This is a genomic window from Larkinella sp. VNQ87 (genome assembly GCF_049445795.1).
Taxonomy (GTDB): Bacteria; Bacteroidota; Bacteroidia; order Cytophagales; family Spirosomataceae; genus Larkinella.
The window spans coordinates 1-16197 of the sequence record NZ_JBMSDT010000012.1 but is presented as its reverse complement, the minus strand read 5'-3'; the positions used below and the strand labels follow the sequence as shown (position 1 = coordinate 16197).

The window sequence follows — 16197 nt, the reverse complement described above, 5'->3', positions numbered from 1 at the left end:
TTTTTAATGATTGGTAATAAACAGTAACAATTGCCGGTCACGATCTTTAATTGCCTGGAGAACTGCTTGATTTTAAACCCATGTCCCGATTCTACGCGGCCCTGCTACCGGCTGGTTTATTGACCCTGCTGGCATTTTCATACAAACCCGATGTCCAGCCGATGGTGCCGGATACGGATTGGCGCGAATACAACGGGAATGGTGAGCAGTCGCACTATTCGTCCCTCAACCAGATCACCGCCGACAACGTGGAGCAACTCACCAAGGTCTGGGAATATGCATCGGGCGGGGCCGACACGGTGGGCAATCAGACACAAATGCAATGCAATCCGATTGCGGTCGATGGCGTGCTGTACGGGGTGTCGGCGGGTTCGCAGGCGTTTGCGATTGATGCAGCAACGGGCAAAGAACGCTGGAAAACCGCTTTTACCGACGAAACCTTTAAAATGACCAGCCGTGGTGTTTCGTTCTGGACGGATGGCACAGCCCAACGGATTTTCTTTGCCTTCGGACATTGGCTTTACGCCCTCGATGCCCGGACCGGAAAACCGGTTTCTTCATTTGGCAAGGATGGAAAGATCAACCTGCGCGACGGCCTGGAACGCGTCGGGGCCGATGAGTACGTGATCTCGAACACGCCCGCTACGGTTTTCGAAAACCGGCTGATCGTCGGCGTCCGGGTGTCGGAAGGTCCAACGGCGCTGAAAGGCAACATTCGGGCCTATGATGTGCGTACGGGCCGCCTGCTCTGGACGTTCCGCACGATTCCGGAACCGGGCGAGTTTGGCTACGACACCTGGCCGAAAGACGGCTTCCGCAACGTCGGAGGGGCCAACAACTGGATGGGCATGGCCATCGACCGGAAGCGTGGGATTGTCTATGCGCCTACCGGTTCAGCGGCTTTCGATTTTTACGGCGGCAACCGCCTGGGAGCCAATCTCTTTGCCAATTGCCTGCTGGCTCTCGATGCCCGAACCGGTCGGCGGCTCTGGCATTTTCAGTTGGTCCACCACGACATCTGGGATCGCGATCCGCCCGCACCGCCCAACCTGCTGACAGTGACGCAGAATGGCCCCGACGGTCGTCCCCGCCAGATCGACGCCGTGGCGCAGGTGACCAAACAGGGCCATGTGTTTGTTTTCGACCGGGTGACGGGAAAACCGCTGTTCCCGATTGAGGAAAAACCGTTCCCGGCCTCCGACATGCCGGGCGAGCAGGCTCATCCGACACAACCTATTCCGCTGAAACCGGCTCCGTTTACCCGGCAAACCTTTACCGAAACCGACCTGAACGAAACCGTGGCCGACCGCGAGGAAGTCCTGCGCGAACTGCGGGCCAGCCGCACCGGCACGCCGTATTATCCGGTGGGCCGCCAGCGAACGATATTTTTCCCGGGCACCGACGGCGGAGCGCAGTGGGGGGGAGCCGCTGTCGATCCGGAGGGTATCCTGTACGTGCCCGCCAAGGAAATTCCGGTGTATTCGACGCTGACCGATGCGCCCAAACCAACGACGGTCAGCAGTGCCGAAAAACTGTACGCGACGAACTGCGGGGCCTGCCACGGGGCTGACCGTCGGGGAGACCATAGCGGGGCGTATCCATCGCTGCTGGCCATTGCCGACCGCATGAAACCGGACGCTATTCACCAGTTGCTCCAAAAAGGGCGGGGCATGATGCCTGCGTTTTCGCATTTGTCGCCCGCCGAACGAACGGCCATTGTCGATTTTATTTCGGGAAAAAATACCGCACAAACCGCCGTAGCAACCACCAAACCGCGCACCTGGTTGCCGTACATGCACACCGGGTATAATCGCTGGTATGACCGGAATGGGTATCCGGTGAGTCGCCCGCCCTGGGGCACCCTGACGGCCATCGACCTGAACACGGGCGAACACCGCTGGCAGATTCCGCTCGGTGAGTTTACGGCGCTGACCAAACAGGGCATTCCGCCGACCGGAACTGATAATTACGGCGGACCTACCGTGACGGCCAGCAATTTGCTGTTTATTGCCGCTACGCCCGACCAGAAATTCCGGGTGCTCGACCGCCGGACCGGAAAACGGCTCTGGGAAACACAGCTTCCGGCCGCCGGGTATGCCACGCCCGCGATGTATTCGGTAGGCGGAAAACAGTACGTCGTCATTGCCTGCGGGGGCGGAAAACTGAAAACCCGCTCGGGGGATCTTTACGTGGCCTTTGCCTTGCCCTGACTGCTTGCAAACGTCAGGCCGGTGGTTTGTAAAACCGTTTTATCGGTGTAAATTGCAGCGCTAAACGAACCGTTACGTATGAATTTTCCCGCAGAACTTAAGTATACGCAGGACCATGAGTGGATTCGCATCGAGGGCGATACCGCCGTGGTCGGCATTACGGATTTTGCCCAGAGTGAATTAGGGGATATTGTGTTTGTCGATATCACGAGTGTCGGTCAGAGCCTGCCGAAAGGTGAAGTGTTCGGGTCGATCGAAGCCGTGAAAACCGTTTCGGACCTCTTTCTGCCTATCGAAGGCGAAGTACTCGAAATCAATCCGGAGGTTGAAAAATCGCCCGAACTGGTCAACGATGACCCGTATGGCCGAGGCTGGATTATTCGCCTGAAACTAGCCAATGAAGGCGATGCCGAAGACCTGTTATCGGCCGACGCCTATAAAGAACTGGTTGGCGCTTGAGTCGCCTACGATCGTCAGGAAGCTCCATCCGGGGCTTTTTTTTTGCAATCCCATGAAACTACTCATACGTGCCGCCCGAATCATAGACGCCAAGTCGCCCTTCAACGGACAAATTCGGGATGTTTTGATTGAAAATGGCCTGATCCGCCAGCTTGGTGAATCGCTGTCGATCGATACCGATTCGTCGGGTGAGGCTGTCCGGATAATCGAAGAAGAAGGGTTGTGCCTGTCGCCGGGCTGGGTCGATCTGCGGGTATCGGCCAAAGACCCCGGTTTTGAGCAGAAAGAAGACCTGACAACGGTGTGCCGCGCGGCTGCACGGGGCGGTTTTACAGACATTGCGGTGTTGCCCAACACCAAACCGGCGCTGGACTCGAAAGATACGCTGGGGTATGTCCGGCAAATGGCGCAGGGGCAACCGGTGACGGTGTATCCGATTGCCGCCATCACGAAAGGGACTGAAGGCAAGGATTTTACGGACATGATCGACCTGCACCACGCCGGAGCGGTGGCCTTTTCCGATGGTGAGCATCCGTTGACGAATCCGGACCTGCTGCTGAAAACCCTGCAATACCTGCAACCCTTCAACGGCTTGCTGATGAACCGCCCCGAAGAAGAGCGTCTGACGCATTTCGGGCAGATGAATGAAGGGCTAACCAGTACCTTGCTGGGCCTGAAAGGCATGCCCGCGATGGCCGAAGAAATGATGATTGAGCGGGATTTGCGCCTACTGGAATACGCGTACCCACGGACCGGCGGGCGTCCCCGTTTAGTCCGTGAGAGCTTAACTCATCTGGGTGATTCAAACGCTTACGGACTAAAGTCCGTGGGTACGTCAGGAGATCTACCAGCTCACGGACTAAACGGGGACGTCTGCCGGTCCGTGGGTACGGTATTACACTTCTCCACAATTTCGACCGCCCGCGCCGTTGAATTGATCCGGCAGGCCAAACAACAGGGCTTGCCCGTCAGTTGTGACGTAGCCGCCCACCAACTGGCGTTCGACGATACCACCCTGATGGGCTTCGATACAAACCTGAAAGTGAACCCGCCATTCCGGTCGGCGGCCGACCGCGAAGCCCTGAAGCAGGGACTGGCCGATGGCACCATTGACGCGATTGTGTCGGATCACAACCCGCAGGACGACGAAAGCAAGAATTGCGAATTTGATCATGCCGAATTCGGCATGATTGGCCTGGAAACCGCTTTTGCTGTAGCCCGGATGAATTGCCCGGATTTGCCGCTGGATGAATTGATCGGAAAATTGACCCATAACCCGCGCCAAATTCTGCGGTTGCCGCCGGTGGTCATCGATGAAAACCAACCGGCCACGCTGACGGTTTTCCATCCGGATCAGGCCTGGACATACGAGCGAACCGCTTCCCGGTCTAAAAATTCACCCTTTCTGGGCAAGACCCTGACGGGAAGAGCGTTAGGAATTATTAACAAGGGGTTTATCGACTTTACATGATGCTGGATGCTAGATAGGTGACTGAGGCAATGGAGGGAACGGCTGGAAGCCAGCATCTTGTCCCTGTCCTCCAATATACGGTATCCAACATCCAATATCAGTATCCAGTATCAACCATCCAGCATCCAGCTACAAAACCGTGTGAAGACATTTTTTTCCTATTTCAGGCATCCGCTGCTGAAGCTGCCCATCCTGTTCGGACTCGTGGCGGGTGTGTTGTGTTTTGTCTATTTTCTGGTGCTGTACGCTACGGGCGTCGTGCCCCTGGGCAATGTACGGGTGCCGGATTTCGGTTTCCAGATCATCATGATGGTCACGGCGGTCTGGTATTACCGCAAGTACATCGGCAAGGGATTCCTGCATCTGTGGGAAGCCCTGACGATTTGCTACGTTGTCAACACAGTGGGCGCGTTGCTGACGGCCTGGTTGATTTATTTCTTTGTCAAGTACATCGACCCGACGGTCTTCACGCGGTATCTGGAGGATATGCGCCAGTTGCTCATCTCGACCAAGGGACGACTCGTCGATACGGTGGGGCAGGCCGAATACCTGAAAGCCCTGAAAAACATCGACCAGATTACGCCGGAAACGCTCGTTGGCGACGAAATCAGCAAGAAGACCGTCCTGGCGGTATTGCCGGTATTGATAATTTCCTTACTTTTCCGGAAACAGGATTATAGTTTGTACAATTCGACACCCGAAGCACCGAATCGTTCCAAATCTCCGAAATCGTAAACGTGTAACCTTTTTATCATGGAAGAGAAACCGTCAACTGCTCGTCTGGCGCTGAAATGGGGAGTAATCTCCGGCGTCATTTCAATGATTTTTACCACCGTGGTGAACCTGACCGGCCAGTTCACCCATTCCGCCGTGCCCTGGATCAGCCTGGTCATCGCGGTGGTGATCATTGTGCTGGCCATGCGTGAATACCGGACGCTGAACGGCGGTTTTATGAGTTACGGCGAGGGGGTTAGTCTGGGGGCGCTGTTGTCCATCATTTCAGCCCTGGTATCGATTACGTACAGCCTGATTTACACCACGTTCATCGATCCGACCATTCGCCAGCAAATTATGGACAAAGCCCGGGAGGACCTGGAAAACCGCGGGATGGCCGACGATCAAATCGAGCAGGCCATGTCCTTTACGGAGAAGCTTCAGAGCCCCGGTATGCAGTTTGTGTTTGGGATTATCTTTGCGGGTATTTTCGGCCTGTTGATTTCTCTGGTCGTTGCGGCTTTCCTGCGTCGGAAAAAGCCGTTCGCCGATTTTCAGAATTAATTATTGTAATAAAGTCAGACAAGAGCGCAAAGGCAATTGTACTGAACCCGTCTAGTCTTGATTCTCTTGTCTTTATTCCAGTACAGCATGTTGCCTGTTTTTCGGAAAGAAATCAACGGTTTTTTCAGCTCACCGGTTGCCTACGTGATCATGGCCGTTTTTCTGACGGCCGTCGGGCTGATGGTCTGGGTGTTTCCCGACACGAGCCTGCTGGACTACGGCTATGCCGATCTGGGCGTTTTTTTCAATCTGACGCCGTACGTCATGCTGTTTCTGATTCCGGCCATCACGATGCGCTCTATTGCCGAGGAAGTTCGTACCGGAACCATTGAATGGCTACTGACCAAACCGCTGACGCGCTGGCAGTTAGTGCTGGCTAAGTTTCTGGCCAACTGGTTGGTCGTCATACTGTTATTGCTCCCGACACTGGTGTATTATTACGCGATCTATGAACTGGGTAATCCAATCGGTAACATCGATTCTGCCTCGGTATTCGGCTCTTACGTGGGCTTGTTGTTGCTGGGGGGCGTGTTTGTCGCCGTGGGCTTGTTCGCTTCGTCGATCAACGAGAATCAGGTCGTAGCGTTTGTGGTGGGCGTTTTTCTATGCTTTTTGCTTTACGTCGGAATCAGTTCCGTGGCGGGTCTGGAATGGTGGGGAACGCTGTCGTATCCGCTGACCTGGATCGCGCTTGACCAACAGTATCAGGCGCTGGGCCGGGGGCTGATCGACTCCCGAAATGTGGTTTACTTAGTGAGTGTAGTTACTCTTTTTTTATTTTTGACTGAGTGGCGCATGACCGCCCTCACCCGCTGATATGCGACTGGATGTATTGATTAAATGGGCCGCTATCGGCTGGACGCTTGCCATATTCGTCGGCTGCGGCTGGCCCAGCGATTACCCAACGGAAGACATCATCACCGTAAACGATAAGTTTATCCACTTTTCCATTTTTGGCTTGTGGGCATTCCTGTGGTTGATGGTCTACCGGTTTCCGGCCCGGCTGTTTGTCATTGGCGTGTTGTACGGTTTTGCCATCGAGATCTACCAGCTTGTGATGCCCATCAACCGCGACTTTGAATGGCTGGATCTGGTCGCCGATACAGGCGGTATTCTAGCTGGTTTAACGGTCGGAACGATTCTGATGCGCCGGTTGTCGCGGGGGTGAATAAATACTGGAAGCCAACCTGCAAGCGACCAGTAAAGGAATTGAATTACACGGAAAGTCCCTCATTTGAGACATAGACGAGAAGACCATGCCCTACGTTCATGGCTTTTTCGTCTATGTTGCTATTTTCCTCAGGTGCCCTCTTTCTTCACTAGTCATCATGTACTGCAACGTGCAGACCTGCTATTCTGGAATCTACCGGAAAAAGCAGATTCTGTTGAGCGGTACAAGTATTAGTTGGATCAGTCAACTTGATCCTTAAGCGAATTATCCTATCTCTGGAGCTATTGGTGGCCACCCAGACCTTTCAATCGACCAGGCGGTCTAAGCATCTTTTAGCGTGTTCATGCGGGTTTGCCGAAGATACCAAAAATGGCAGGATGGTTGAGGGGAGTTATACAGAACCCGCTTATTGAGACTTGTAGCCGTTGACTATTAGTGTATTGATAGCAAGAAAGATAGGAGTTTTAAAAATAGTGTTTACATTAGTTTTGGTAAATGTTTAGTTAAATATATTTTGTATTTGGTTACTATTGAGTTAATTAGAAATATTTAAAATTGTAAATTATTTCTGCATGTTTTTCTCTATTGCTTTGTCTTTTAAATCTTGAATGTTCTACCCCCAAAATAGCCCTAATAGTACCCAAAAGGGTAGTTTTTTGCTAAATCCTCTTTAGGTAAATTTGTGATAATCAGTTCTGTTAAATGGTAGTAAATTTTTTGTTTATGACTATAATATAGGTTTTTATCTATAAAATTTTCCATTTGTTAAGTTATATTTTAAAATTTTTTATAGTTTATTAGTAATGTGTTAATTAATGATCTGTTTCGTTTTTATCAAATTTTTATAGTAAATGCCAGATCTTTTTTGCTGCTATGAATGCTTGGGAAACAAATACTACTTGCGACTGTGACACTTGTTTAAACTTACAATAATGACCGCAGAACAATCAATTATCTTTCAGTCGGAGACAGACTTTATGAAGAGAATCACTTCAGTATTAAGTGATTTGACAGGGCAAGAGCGAAAAGTGCTCCGGTTAACGATTTCGGACTTCTCATGCAAAGAAATTGCTGAACAACTACATATTTCGAATGAGACGGTAAAAAAACATCGGAAGAATATAATGAGAAAATTTCAGGTAACGGGTAAGGTTGCCTTCCGAAGATTTCTCCGTCAATTGGAGTATTACTTTGCCCAATATTCGTTCCTTTACCCCCAACTATTCCCCCAAATCACTCCCACGGGGGTATTTCCCTGAAGTTGGTCCAGGCCTAGCTTTGTAGGCGCTATCAAGGCCGTTTCCAGTAGACATCAACAACGGGTTTACCTGATACCATTTCCATCCCATGCTAACGATTTTACCCCGCCTGAAAGCGTTGCTTTTTAGCATCGCCTGGTTGCCTCTGTTTTTTCCGGGCAAGCTGTATGCCCAGGATAACACCCGCACTTATATCCTCACAAGGTCCTACAAGGAGGCCAAAACCGACTATTCAGCGGCCGTTTCCGGCAACGTGGCCCAGATGGAAGTCCAGTACCTCGACGGGCTGGGGCGACCCCTGCAAACCGTTGGCGTGCAGGCCGGTAAAGCAGGCGTCGATGTCGTCAGCCCGGTGGAATACGACCCGGTGGGGCGGCTTTCCAAATCGTACCGGCCCGGACCGACAACGGTCAACACGGGAACCTACCAGAGTGCGGCCACGAGCCTGTCGCAGGCGTATTACCATAACGACCGCTTTACCGACAAGACCGACCGCTCGTACGCCGAGACGACTTATGAGCCCTCCCCGCTGAACCGCATCAAAAGCACCATCGGGCCGGGCACGTCCTCCCCGGTGTCGTATGAATACGGGGTGAATGCTGCGAATGCGGTGAAAAAATACAAGGCAGGCAGTGGTATTAACGACATTACGGAGGATGGCACGTATGCGGCCAACCAACTGACCTCGGTGAAGACCACCGACGAATCGGGCAAGGTGTCGATCGAGTACAAAGACAAGGAGGGCCTGACGGTTTTGAAAACCGTGGGCGATGTGGCCTTTACCTACTACGTCTACGATGATCTGAACCAACTGCGGGCGGTGTTACAACCTCAACTGCAAACCACTTTTTCAGCGGCTACGGTGCAGCAGTTTGCCTTTCTCTACCATTACAACGACCGGGGCTTGCTGGATCAGAAACACGTACCGGGCACCGTTGGGGTATCCAGTTATGAATACAACAGCCGGGATTTGCTGACCCGCACGGTTGATCCCAACAATTACAGTGTCTACACCGAGTATGACCCATTGAACCGCCCCATCCGCACGTACAATGCTGCCGGCGACAACCTGAGTTATACGTATTACGACCACTACGATCATACGATCCAGACCGGGGGCCAGCTAAAGACGACGCTGGCGTTCAGCCCGACGCAACTGACCTGGACGGCCAGCGGGGATTTCGTTCCTTCCGATATCTATGCGAATCGAAAAAACCAGGTTACGGGTGGCTGTGTCCGGCTGGTGCGCGGGGACGGTACGTTGGGCGACTGGAAATGCTCGGCCACGTATTACGATGATAAGCTGCGGGTGGTGCAAACGGTTCGGCAGATGACCGTCAGCAGCAGCGCCAGGGAACGGCTCTCGTACAAGCGAACGTTCGACGGTCGGGTGTTGCAGGAAAAAACCGTTCACGACTGGAGTGGGGATGTGAGCATAGTAGAAAAAACCTATAAGTATGATCTGGCGGCCCGACTGATCGGCACGCGAATGAAAACCTCGGGGCGGTCGCTACCCACCAAAGACATTTTCATCAACGCCCAGGCCTACAGCGAAGTGGGTCAATTGGCCACCAAGTACCTGCACACGACCAGTGATGCCGGTGCGGGTGCCAAGGCGACGTTGACTTATAAATATGACGTCCGGGGCTGGTTACGCAACCTGAGTGCCCCTTCGCCGAATTACTCGATTGGGCTCAATTATGAGAGCAACGGGAACATTAGTACCATGAGCTGGCAGCATCCCAACTCTTCGGGGGCCTACCAGTTTAGCTACGATGGGCTCAACCGCATGACGGCGGGCCGCAATGGAAGCGGCACGGGGGAAAACCTGTCGTATTCGCTCAATGGCAACATCAGCAGCCTCCAGCGGTATGAGGGCACGACGCAAGTCGACAACCTAACGTACAGCTATGACGGCAACCGGTTGAAGAAGGTGACCGATACGGCTAACAACGCGGCAGGTTTTAACAACGGCAGTAGTGGGAGCAATGACGATTACACGCACGATGCCAATGGCAACACGCTTTCGGATGCCAACCGCTCGGCGACGATGGCCTACAACTGGCTGAACCTGCCGCGTCGGGTGACGATCAACGGCAAGACGCTGGACTATGTCTACGAGACGAGCGGGGTGAAGCGGACGTTTAACAACAACAGCAGTCCGACGAGCTACGAAGGGATCTTTGAGTACGATGGGGGCAACAACGTGACGCGGATCGCTACGGAGGAAGGTCAGTTGGTGAAGGTGAATGGGGTCTGGCAATGGCAGTATTACCTGCGGGATCACCTAGGGAATGTCAGGGTGGTGATGAACGAGAATGGGCAGACGGTGCAGCAAAGCGAATACCAGCCGTTCGGGTTAGCGGTTCTGAAAGCGGGAATTGTGGGGGACAATAAATATCTTTACAACGGCAAGGAAGCCCAGCCGGAGACCAACTGGCTGGATTACGGGGCCAGGATGTATGATCCGGCGGTGGGGCGGTGGATGGCGGTTGATCCTGTAGCAGAATCGTTTGAATCGGTTTCTCCTTATAATTATGCACTAAATAATCCTTTGGTGTATATTGATCCGGCGGGAGATAGTACATATCATGTAAATGATCTGAACCTTAAACACTTTAATCCTGAAAAGGATGATGTTCAACTGGATGAAGTAACGGTTACAAGTAAGGGACGGGAACTTCAAACTTGGAATACTTCTATTACGGATGAACAGTATGATCAGTTGCAAGAAAGCCTTAAAGAAACGGTACTGTTCCTACTAAAGCTTAACCTTCCAAGCGATTATTCGACTGTTGTCAATACTAATGGCCGACCGGTTTATGCTTCAAGTCCATCATTTGGTGGGGTTAATAACATTGCTAAAACAGGAGCGAGTCTTTCTATCAATGGTGCTAAGCTATCCAGACATCTAGAACAGCTCGAAAAATATGGAAAAGCAAATTATAAGCAATTACAGAATGGAAGAATTAGATACTATGGGAACGTTACTCAAGCAGAAAAGCCAGGAGAAATGATTGGTAGACGGGTTGTCCGTGAATGGGATCCTGCAACAGGAAAAACACGTACTTGGATGGAGACTTTGGATGGAGATAATAGAGTAAGGATCATTAGGCCAGAAACCGGTGGTACTAAAGTACATTTCATGTTTGATCAATTTGGTAAATTCACAGAAAAATGGTAAAAATTAGTCTTGATGAATTAAAATTAACTTTACAAAGAGTACTTCAAGGTGAAGTAACTAGAGAGGAGGCTGCAAATTGGGCCTTTAAATTGAGAGAGATGGGGGATAATAATAGTCTGGAATATGCTCCTGAAGATTCCGAACAAAAAATATGGGATGCAATACTTGTAGTTGAAGGAATCGACTTGAAAGATTCCCCAAATAGCTATCTACATAATAACGATGACATACAAAGATTTTTGTTAAACTTGTAAATTTTTGACACTATCTTAAAAACTGTGTAAACGAAGAGTCGGGATTTGTAATCCCGATTTTTTCTTTTAATCAACCACCTTTTCTAAGATTATATGATTAAATGACGGATGAATTTTTGATGCAGTTCAAGATCTGAGATGCTCTTTATAACATTGTTGGCTAGTCACACAAAGGAATTAATTAGAAGATGCTAGCCGTAAGTATTTAGGATGAACCTACCGCGTCGGGTGACGATCAACGGCAAGGAATCGCAACAGGAGACCAACTGGCTGGATTACGGGGCCAGGATGTATGATCCGGCGGTGGGACGCTGGATGGCGGTCGATCCGCTGACGGAGAAGCAGGAAGCCTGGAGTCCCTACCATTATACGTATGGAAATCCGATTCGGTTTAACGACCCCGATGGACGACAGCCGTGTTGCGGTGATGAGATAGGTGGTTTTGTTGAAGGGGTAGGAGAGGCACTCGTCAGAAATGTCAGAGCGCTAACTATTGACTTGCCACAGACCTTGCAGGGCGTTGCAAATATGACCAGTCCTTTAGGTCAGATACAAACTGCGGTAGGTGCAAACATGTTGTATGAAAAAACACTAAGTGATTGGAATACGGGGGATACGCGAACGAGGGCAAATATTATTGGAAACGTAGTAGGGGAAGTAGCTATCGCTGTTGCTGGCTCAAAAGGTGCCAGTAGTTTGGGTAAGGCTGGAAAAATCTCTGAAATAGTTACATTAGATGCAAAAGCGATCAGATTTAGTCAAAATTCCGTTACCGGAGCTGCTGAAATAGAAGCAAGTATGGCTAAAAATGGTTGGAAAGGCGGGGCTATTGATGTAGTTAAAATGACGGATGGAAAATTGACAACGCTTGATAATACACGAGTTTTAGCAGCGAGTAGAACAAAAACACCGGTGAAGGCAAAGGTCCATGAATATGATTCTCCAATACCCTCTAATATGGCGGAACGATTTCCGAGCAAAAAAGGTACGCTACCCAACACTTACGGTCAAGCAGTCGAGAACAGAATTCAGAATCAGGCAAGTGGTTTTAGAAAAAGATACCCACAAGGCGGAAACATTACAGGATCAATAGAATAAATTGCTGGAGATATGTCGAAATACTTAATAAAGGAAAATGAGCTACCAAAATGGTTTAAATATCCTAGCTCTTTTTTGAAGGTTATAGACCAAAATCTGGTAGATATAAGCCCTTGGCATATATTGTCAAATGATTTGTTGGAAATAAAATACAATGGCCTAAAAGAACGATATCCTAATCTTTCGCTTGTGCCATTTGCAAGAAGATTTGATAATGATGATGTAGCCTGTTGGGAGAAAAGCCAATTAGGTAAGGTAATTATTATTCATGATTACGCTTCAGAAGGCTGGGAAATAAGGCAAATCTATGATGATTTTTGGAGTTGGTTTAAAGTCGCAATAGATGATATGATTAAATTTGAGTAAAAAACACTAAGAAATGATTGAGTGTCGATAAATGTAAAAAAAATTGATTGATAAAGCAAAGTTGGGTAAAACGGAATATCATGCGATATGGATGCAAAAAGCGAATTCAATTGATCTTTGATGAATAACTCACCTTGCGGCATGGAATACCAAACGAAGGTATACTAGACAGAGCAGGAACGAATGCAAGCAGAAGGGAAAATCTTAGAAATGTCAAAAATCAACCAGGTTTTGATAGAGATGATGCTCCTGCTGCGGTAATTAATACTGGTAAACATTCCAGCGTAAAACACATACCGAAGTCAGACAATCGTGGTGCCGGTGCTAGTATAGGAAAACAAATTAAAGATATACCCGACGGGGCGAGGGTTAGATTATTACCTAAATATGACTAATATGTTTTCAAACCTCTTAAATAAAAGGAATAATATTGACGTAGCGCCAATTGGAAGTAGATTAGCTATTAATTCTGCAGTAAGCGATAATCTATTCCATAAGTTCATGGCAAAAACTAATGGTGGATTTTATTTTAATAAAGCATTGCATATTTACTCATACCACCCCTATAACAGTGCATGACATTATTCATATCAATGAAGTACTTAAGAAATCATTTGGTCAATTAACTCAGAATGGATTTTTTTAGCACAGGATCTGTTTGGAAATCAATTTGGTTTTGTAAATAATAAGATATCGTTCTTAAATATTGAGACAGCAGAAATTGAAGAAATTGGGGAAGAGTTTGCTGACTGGATAGCCGCAATTGTCTCAGATAGTGATTATTATACAGGCGAGCAGTTGTTGCTAGAATGGGAGAATAAGATTTCAATAATGGATTTAAGTAACCGTTTATGTGCAATAAGTCCATTTGTTATTGGAGGAGAATATACTATCGATAATCTTTATTCAATTAATATTGAAGAGAATATAGGTTATAATGCTAGTATAGTGTTTCAAATTCATAATTTACCGGATGGAACACCAATTAAAATTGAAATAAAGAAATAATTTTAGTGCTGCCGATCAGTCTATCTTTTGCGTTTAAGGCCAAAGATATCTTTGGACACTATCTCAAAAACTGTGTAAATGAAGAATCGGGGTTTGTAATCCCGATTTTTTACCTTTAACCAAACACAGTTTATGAGACCAGAGGATTTATTGACCGATGAATTTCTGAAGCAGTTCAAGAGCCGCGACGCGCTCAATGACTTTCTTGGCCAATTGCAAAAGCGCGGCATCGAAAAGATGCTGGAAGGTGAGTTGGATGGGCATTTAGGCTACGATAGGCACCAACAGTCCGCCAACAGCAATTCGCGGAACGGGTATGGAAAGAAGACGATTAGGACCCGTTACGGCGAGTCGGAGATCAATGTGCCGCGTGATCGGGATGCCAGCTTTAATCCGCTGATCGTTCCTAAACGGGAAAATATGGTTGATGGCATCGAAGAGGTGATTGTCTCACTCTACGCCAAGGGCATGAGTGTTGCCGATATCGAAGACCAGATCAAGGATGTTTACAATTTTGAGGTATCGGCTTCTACCATCAGCCGGATCACTTCCCGGATAGCCGAAGACATCATCAGTTGGCAGAACCGGCCATTAGAGCCCATTTATCTCATTGTCTGGATGGACGGCATCGTCTTCAAAGTACGGGAAAACAGCAAGGTGATCAACAAGACGGTTTACATTGCGGTAGGCCTTAAACGGGATGGTTATAAGGAAATTCTAGGCATGTGGTTGGGCAAAACCGAGTCTGCCGCCTACTGGCTGAGCGTGTTAACCGATATGAAGGCCCGAGGACTGCAAGACATCCTGATCACGGCCACCGACAATCTCAACGGCTTTACTCAAACGATCCGGTCGGTGTTTCCAGAATCGGCTACTCAAATTTGCGTCGTCCACCAAATTCGCAACAGTTGCCGATATGTGGTCTGGAAGGACAAAAAGGAGTTTAGCCGTGATATGAAGGACATTTATGCAGCGCCGACCCGGCAGGCTGCTCTGGCCGCGTTGGAAAATCTCGAATTGAAATGGAGTAGTAAATACTCGTATGCCATCAAAAGCTGGCGGCAACATTGGGATGAGCTGACGGTGTTTTTTGATTTCCCTTTGGAGATCCGGCAAATCATCTACACCACGAATCTGATCGAAAACCTAAATGGAAAAATCAGAAAATACACGAAAAACAAACTCTCATTTCCGAATGATGAAGCCGTATTGAAGTCTGTATACCTGGCTCTTAGGGAGGCCTCCAAGAAGTGGACGATGCCCATCCGGAACTGGGGTATGATTCTAAATCAGTTTTTAACTATTTTTGAAGAGAGGGTTAGGCTGTAAGCTTCGCCCACCCCCGATTGGAAAGTTACACGGTTATTGCGATAGTCCCTATCTTTGGCCTTTTTCTTTTCGATGTAGTATTTATTACCCCAAATAACCCCCAAACTCCCTCCACAGGGTAATTTACCTTTTCACCAATTCAGCCCACTTTTGTATTGAAAGTTTGTCATACTGACGGCAACTGAATTCTTCTATTAAGCCGAAAACGTAACGTTTTCCAATCCATATGAAATACCTATACACCGGTTTGCTTACCGCTTTATGCGTAGGCTGGACGCTCATTGCCTTCGGGCAGCCATCCGGCCAGGTTTGGCAAGATGTCAATGCCAATGGTCGACGGGATGGTTCTGAAACAGGAGTTGCTTCCATCAGTGTCAAAGCCTATGACCGAAAGGGTCAATTGGTGGCCGAAACCCATAGCGAGTCCGATGGACGCTATCACTTAGCCATTCCCAATGGCCAGCCCATTCGGTTAACCTTTGGCAATCTGCCTGCCGGACTGACACCCCTACCGGGGCACTACTTGCATCAATTCATCAAATCCTCGCCACTGGAAGTGAACCTAGCTCTATATCAGCCGCAGGTTTACATGGGTAATAGCCCCAGGATGGCGCTCAGTATGCAGCCTTTAGGCAATCATAAAGCTGGGGAAAGCGATACACTCAGCAGCGTTATCATTGTCGATGCGCTTAAGAACCGTAAAGAGTCGAAACTTTGGGCCAAACCGGTGATCACGGGATCCATCTGGAGCCTAGCATTTGATCGGGCCAAACAACGTTTATTCTCCGCTGCCCTGGCAAAACGGCATAGCGGTTTTGGGTCATTGGGGTCAGGGGGAATTTATGTAACCGACCTAATATCCGGCCAGACCAAACCCTTTGTTGATTTAGGCAAAATGGGCATTGTGACAGGACCCAACTCGCTGGAACGGGATCTATCCAGTGACTTACGCGAGGCTATGGTCGATTCGCTCATGTATCCCTGGGTGGCAGGGCTGTTAAGTTCTTTGCTTTTTTTACATTAGTGCCAAATTTTCTCTGGTATGACGCTCTATGAAGCCTTTGCGGCTCTCCCCGACCCCCGGCGTGCCGAAGGACGACGCATTGAATT

The 16197-nt window shown here is 49.1% G+C and carries 14 protein-coding genes; all 14 read left to right on the top strand.

The window, feature by feature from the left end; genetic code table 11:
* Positions 1 to 80: 80 nt before the first annotated feature.
* On the top strand, positions 81 to 2210 hold the full coding sequence (locus ACO2Q8_RS20485) for a PQQ-binding-like beta-propeller repeat protein (RefSeq protein WP_423346722.1): 2130 nt from the start codon (positions 81 to 83) through the stop codon (positions 2208 to 2210).
* A gap of 78 nt (positions 2211 to 2288) precedes the next feature.
* Positions 2289 to 2669: a glycine cleavage system protein GcvH gene (gcvH, locus tag ACO2Q8_RS20480; protein WP_423346721.1), complete on the top strand. Its 381-nt coding sequence runs from the start codon at positions 2289 to 2291 to the stop codon at positions 2667 to 2669.
* A gap of 52 nt (positions 2670 to 2721) precedes the next feature.
* Positions 2722 to 4140, top strand: coding sequence for a dihydroorotase (locus ACO2Q8_RS20475; protein WP_423346720.1), 1419 nt, complete (start codon positions 2722 to 2724; stop codon positions 4138 to 4140).
* A 141-nt stretch (positions 4141 to 4281) separates the two neighbouring features.
* Positions 4282 to 4875, top strand: coding sequence for a DUF4199 domain-containing protein (locus tag ACO2Q8_RS20470; RefSeq protein ID WP_423346719.1), 594 nt, complete (start codon positions 4282 to 4284; stop codon positions 4873 to 4875).
* Positions 4876 to 4893: 18 nt separating this feature from the next.
* A complete protein-coding gene (locus ACO2Q8_RS20465; RefSeq protein WP_423346718.1) occupies positions 4894 to 5418 on the top strand; it encodes a DUF4199 domain-containing protein in 525 nt (174 codons plus the stop codon).
* 87 nt (positions 5419 to 5505) lie between these two features.
* Complete coding sequence (gene gldF, locus ACO2Q8_RS20460) at positions 5506 to 6234, top strand: gliding motility-associated ABC transporter permease subunit GldF (RefSeq protein WP_423346717.1); 729 nt, start codon at positions 5506 to 5508, stop codon at positions 6232 to 6234.
* Position 6235: 1 nt separating this feature from the next.
* Entirely contained in the window at positions 6236 to 6586 is a 351-nt protein-coding gene (locus ACO2Q8_RS20455; RefSeq protein ID WP_423346716.1) for a VanZ family protein, read from the top strand.
* A gap of 935 nt (positions 6587 to 7521) precedes the next feature.
* Positions 7522 to 7848 (top strand): response regulator transcription factor, encoded by a 327-nt coding sequence (locus tag ACO2Q8_RS20450; RefSeq protein WP_423346715.1) that lies wholly within the window; start codon positions 7522 to 7524, stop codon positions 7846 to 7848.
* An 88-nt stretch (positions 7849 to 7936) separates the two neighbouring features.
* Positions 7937 to 11032, top strand: a complete 3096-nt coding sequence (locus ACO2Q8_RS20445) for a DUF6443 domain-containing protein (RefSeq protein ID WP_423346714.1) — start codon at positions 7937 to 7939, stop codon at positions 11030 to 11032.
* Entirely contained in the window at positions 11026 to 11286 is a 261-nt protein-coding gene (locus ACO2Q8_RS20440; RefSeq protein WP_423346713.1) for a hypothetical protein, read from the top strand. The genes ACO2Q8_RS20445 and ACO2Q8_RS20440 overlap by 7 nt, the downstream gene beginning before the upstream one ends.
* A gap of 210 nt (positions 11287 to 11496) precedes the next feature.
* A complete protein-coding gene (locus tag ACO2Q8_RS20435) occupies positions 11497 to 12384 on the top strand; it encodes an RHS repeat-associated core domain-containing protein (RefSeq protein ID WP_423346712.1) in 888 nt (295 codons plus the stop codon).
* A gap of 12 nt (positions 12385 to 12396) precedes the next feature.
* Positions 12397 to 12750, top strand: a complete 354-nt coding sequence (locus tag ACO2Q8_RS20430; protein ID WP_423346711.1) for a hypothetical protein — start codon at positions 12397 to 12399, stop codon at positions 12748 to 12750.
* Positions 12751 to 13890: 1140 nt separating this feature from the next.
* Positions 13891 to 15087 (top strand): IS256 family transposase, encoded by a 1197-nt coding sequence (locus tag ACO2Q8_RS20425; protein WP_423346710.1) that lies wholly within the window; start codon positions 13891 to 13893, stop codon positions 15085 to 15087.
* Between the two features lie 226 nt (positions 15088 to 15313).
* Positions 15314 to 16111 carry an SdrD B-like domain-containing protein gene (locus ACO2Q8_RS20420; protein WP_423346709.1) on the top strand — a complete coding sequence of 266 codons (798 nt, stop codon included), beginning with the start codon at positions 15314 to 15316 and terminating at the stop codon, positions 16109 to 16111.
* The last annotated feature ends 86 nt before the right edge of the window (positions 16112 to 16197 follow it).

Excerpts from the sequence above, each read along its gene's own strand:
- ACO2Q8_RS20435 (WP_423346712.1), top strand. The coding sequence starts at position 11,497 with ATGAACCTACCGCGTCGGGTGACGATCAACGGCAAGGAATCGCAACAG.
- ACO2Q8_RS20485 (WP_423346722.1), top strand. The coding sequence starts at position 81 with ATGTCCCGATTCTACGCGGCCCTGCTACCGGCTGGTTTATTGACCCTG.
- ACO2Q8_RS20430 (WP_423346711.1), top strand. The coding sequence starts at position 12,397 with ATGTCGAAATACTTAATAAAGGAAAATGAGCTACCAAAATGGTTTAAA.
- ACO2Q8_RS20440 (WP_423346713.1), top strand. The coding sequence starts at position 11,026 with ATGGTAAAAATTAGTCTTGATGAATTAAAATTAACTTTACAAAGAGTA.
- ACO2Q8_RS20475 (WP_423346720.1), top strand. The coding sequence starts at position 2,722 with ATGAAACTACTCATACGTGCCGCCCGAATCATAGACGCCAAGTCGCCC.
- ACO2Q8_RS20450 (WP_423346715.1), top strand. The coding sequence starts at position 7,522 with ATGACCGCAGAACAATCAATTATCTTTCAGTCGGAGACAGACTTTATG.
- ACO2Q8_RS20425 (WP_423346710.1), top strand. The coding sequence starts at position 13,891 with ATGAGACCAGAGGATTTATTGACCGATGAATTTCTGAAGCAGTTCAAG.
- ACO2Q8_RS20465 (WP_423346718.1), top strand. The coding sequence starts at position 4,894 with ATGGAAGAGAAACCGTCAACTGCTCGTCTGGCGCTGAAATGGGGAGTA.
- ACO2Q8_RS20420 (WP_423346709.1), top strand. The coding sequence starts at position 15,314 with ATGAAATACCTATACACCGGTTTGCTTACCGCTTTATGCGTAGGCTGG.
- gldF (WP_423346717.1), top strand. The coding sequence starts at position 5,506 with ATGTTGCCTGTTTTTCGGAAAGAAATCAACGGTTTTTTCAGCTCACCG.
- ACO2Q8_RS20445 (WP_423346714.1), top strand. The coding sequence starts at position 7,937 with ATGCTAACGATTTTACCCCGCCTGAAAGCGTTGCTTTTTAGCATCGCC.
- gcvH (WP_423346721.1), top strand. The coding sequence starts at position 2,289 with ATGAATTTTCCCGCAGAACTTAAGTATACGCAGGACCATGAGTGGATT.
- ACO2Q8_RS20455 (WP_423346716.1), top strand. The coding sequence starts at position 6,236 with ATGCGACTGGATGTATTGATTAAATGGGCCGCTATCGGCTGGACGCTT.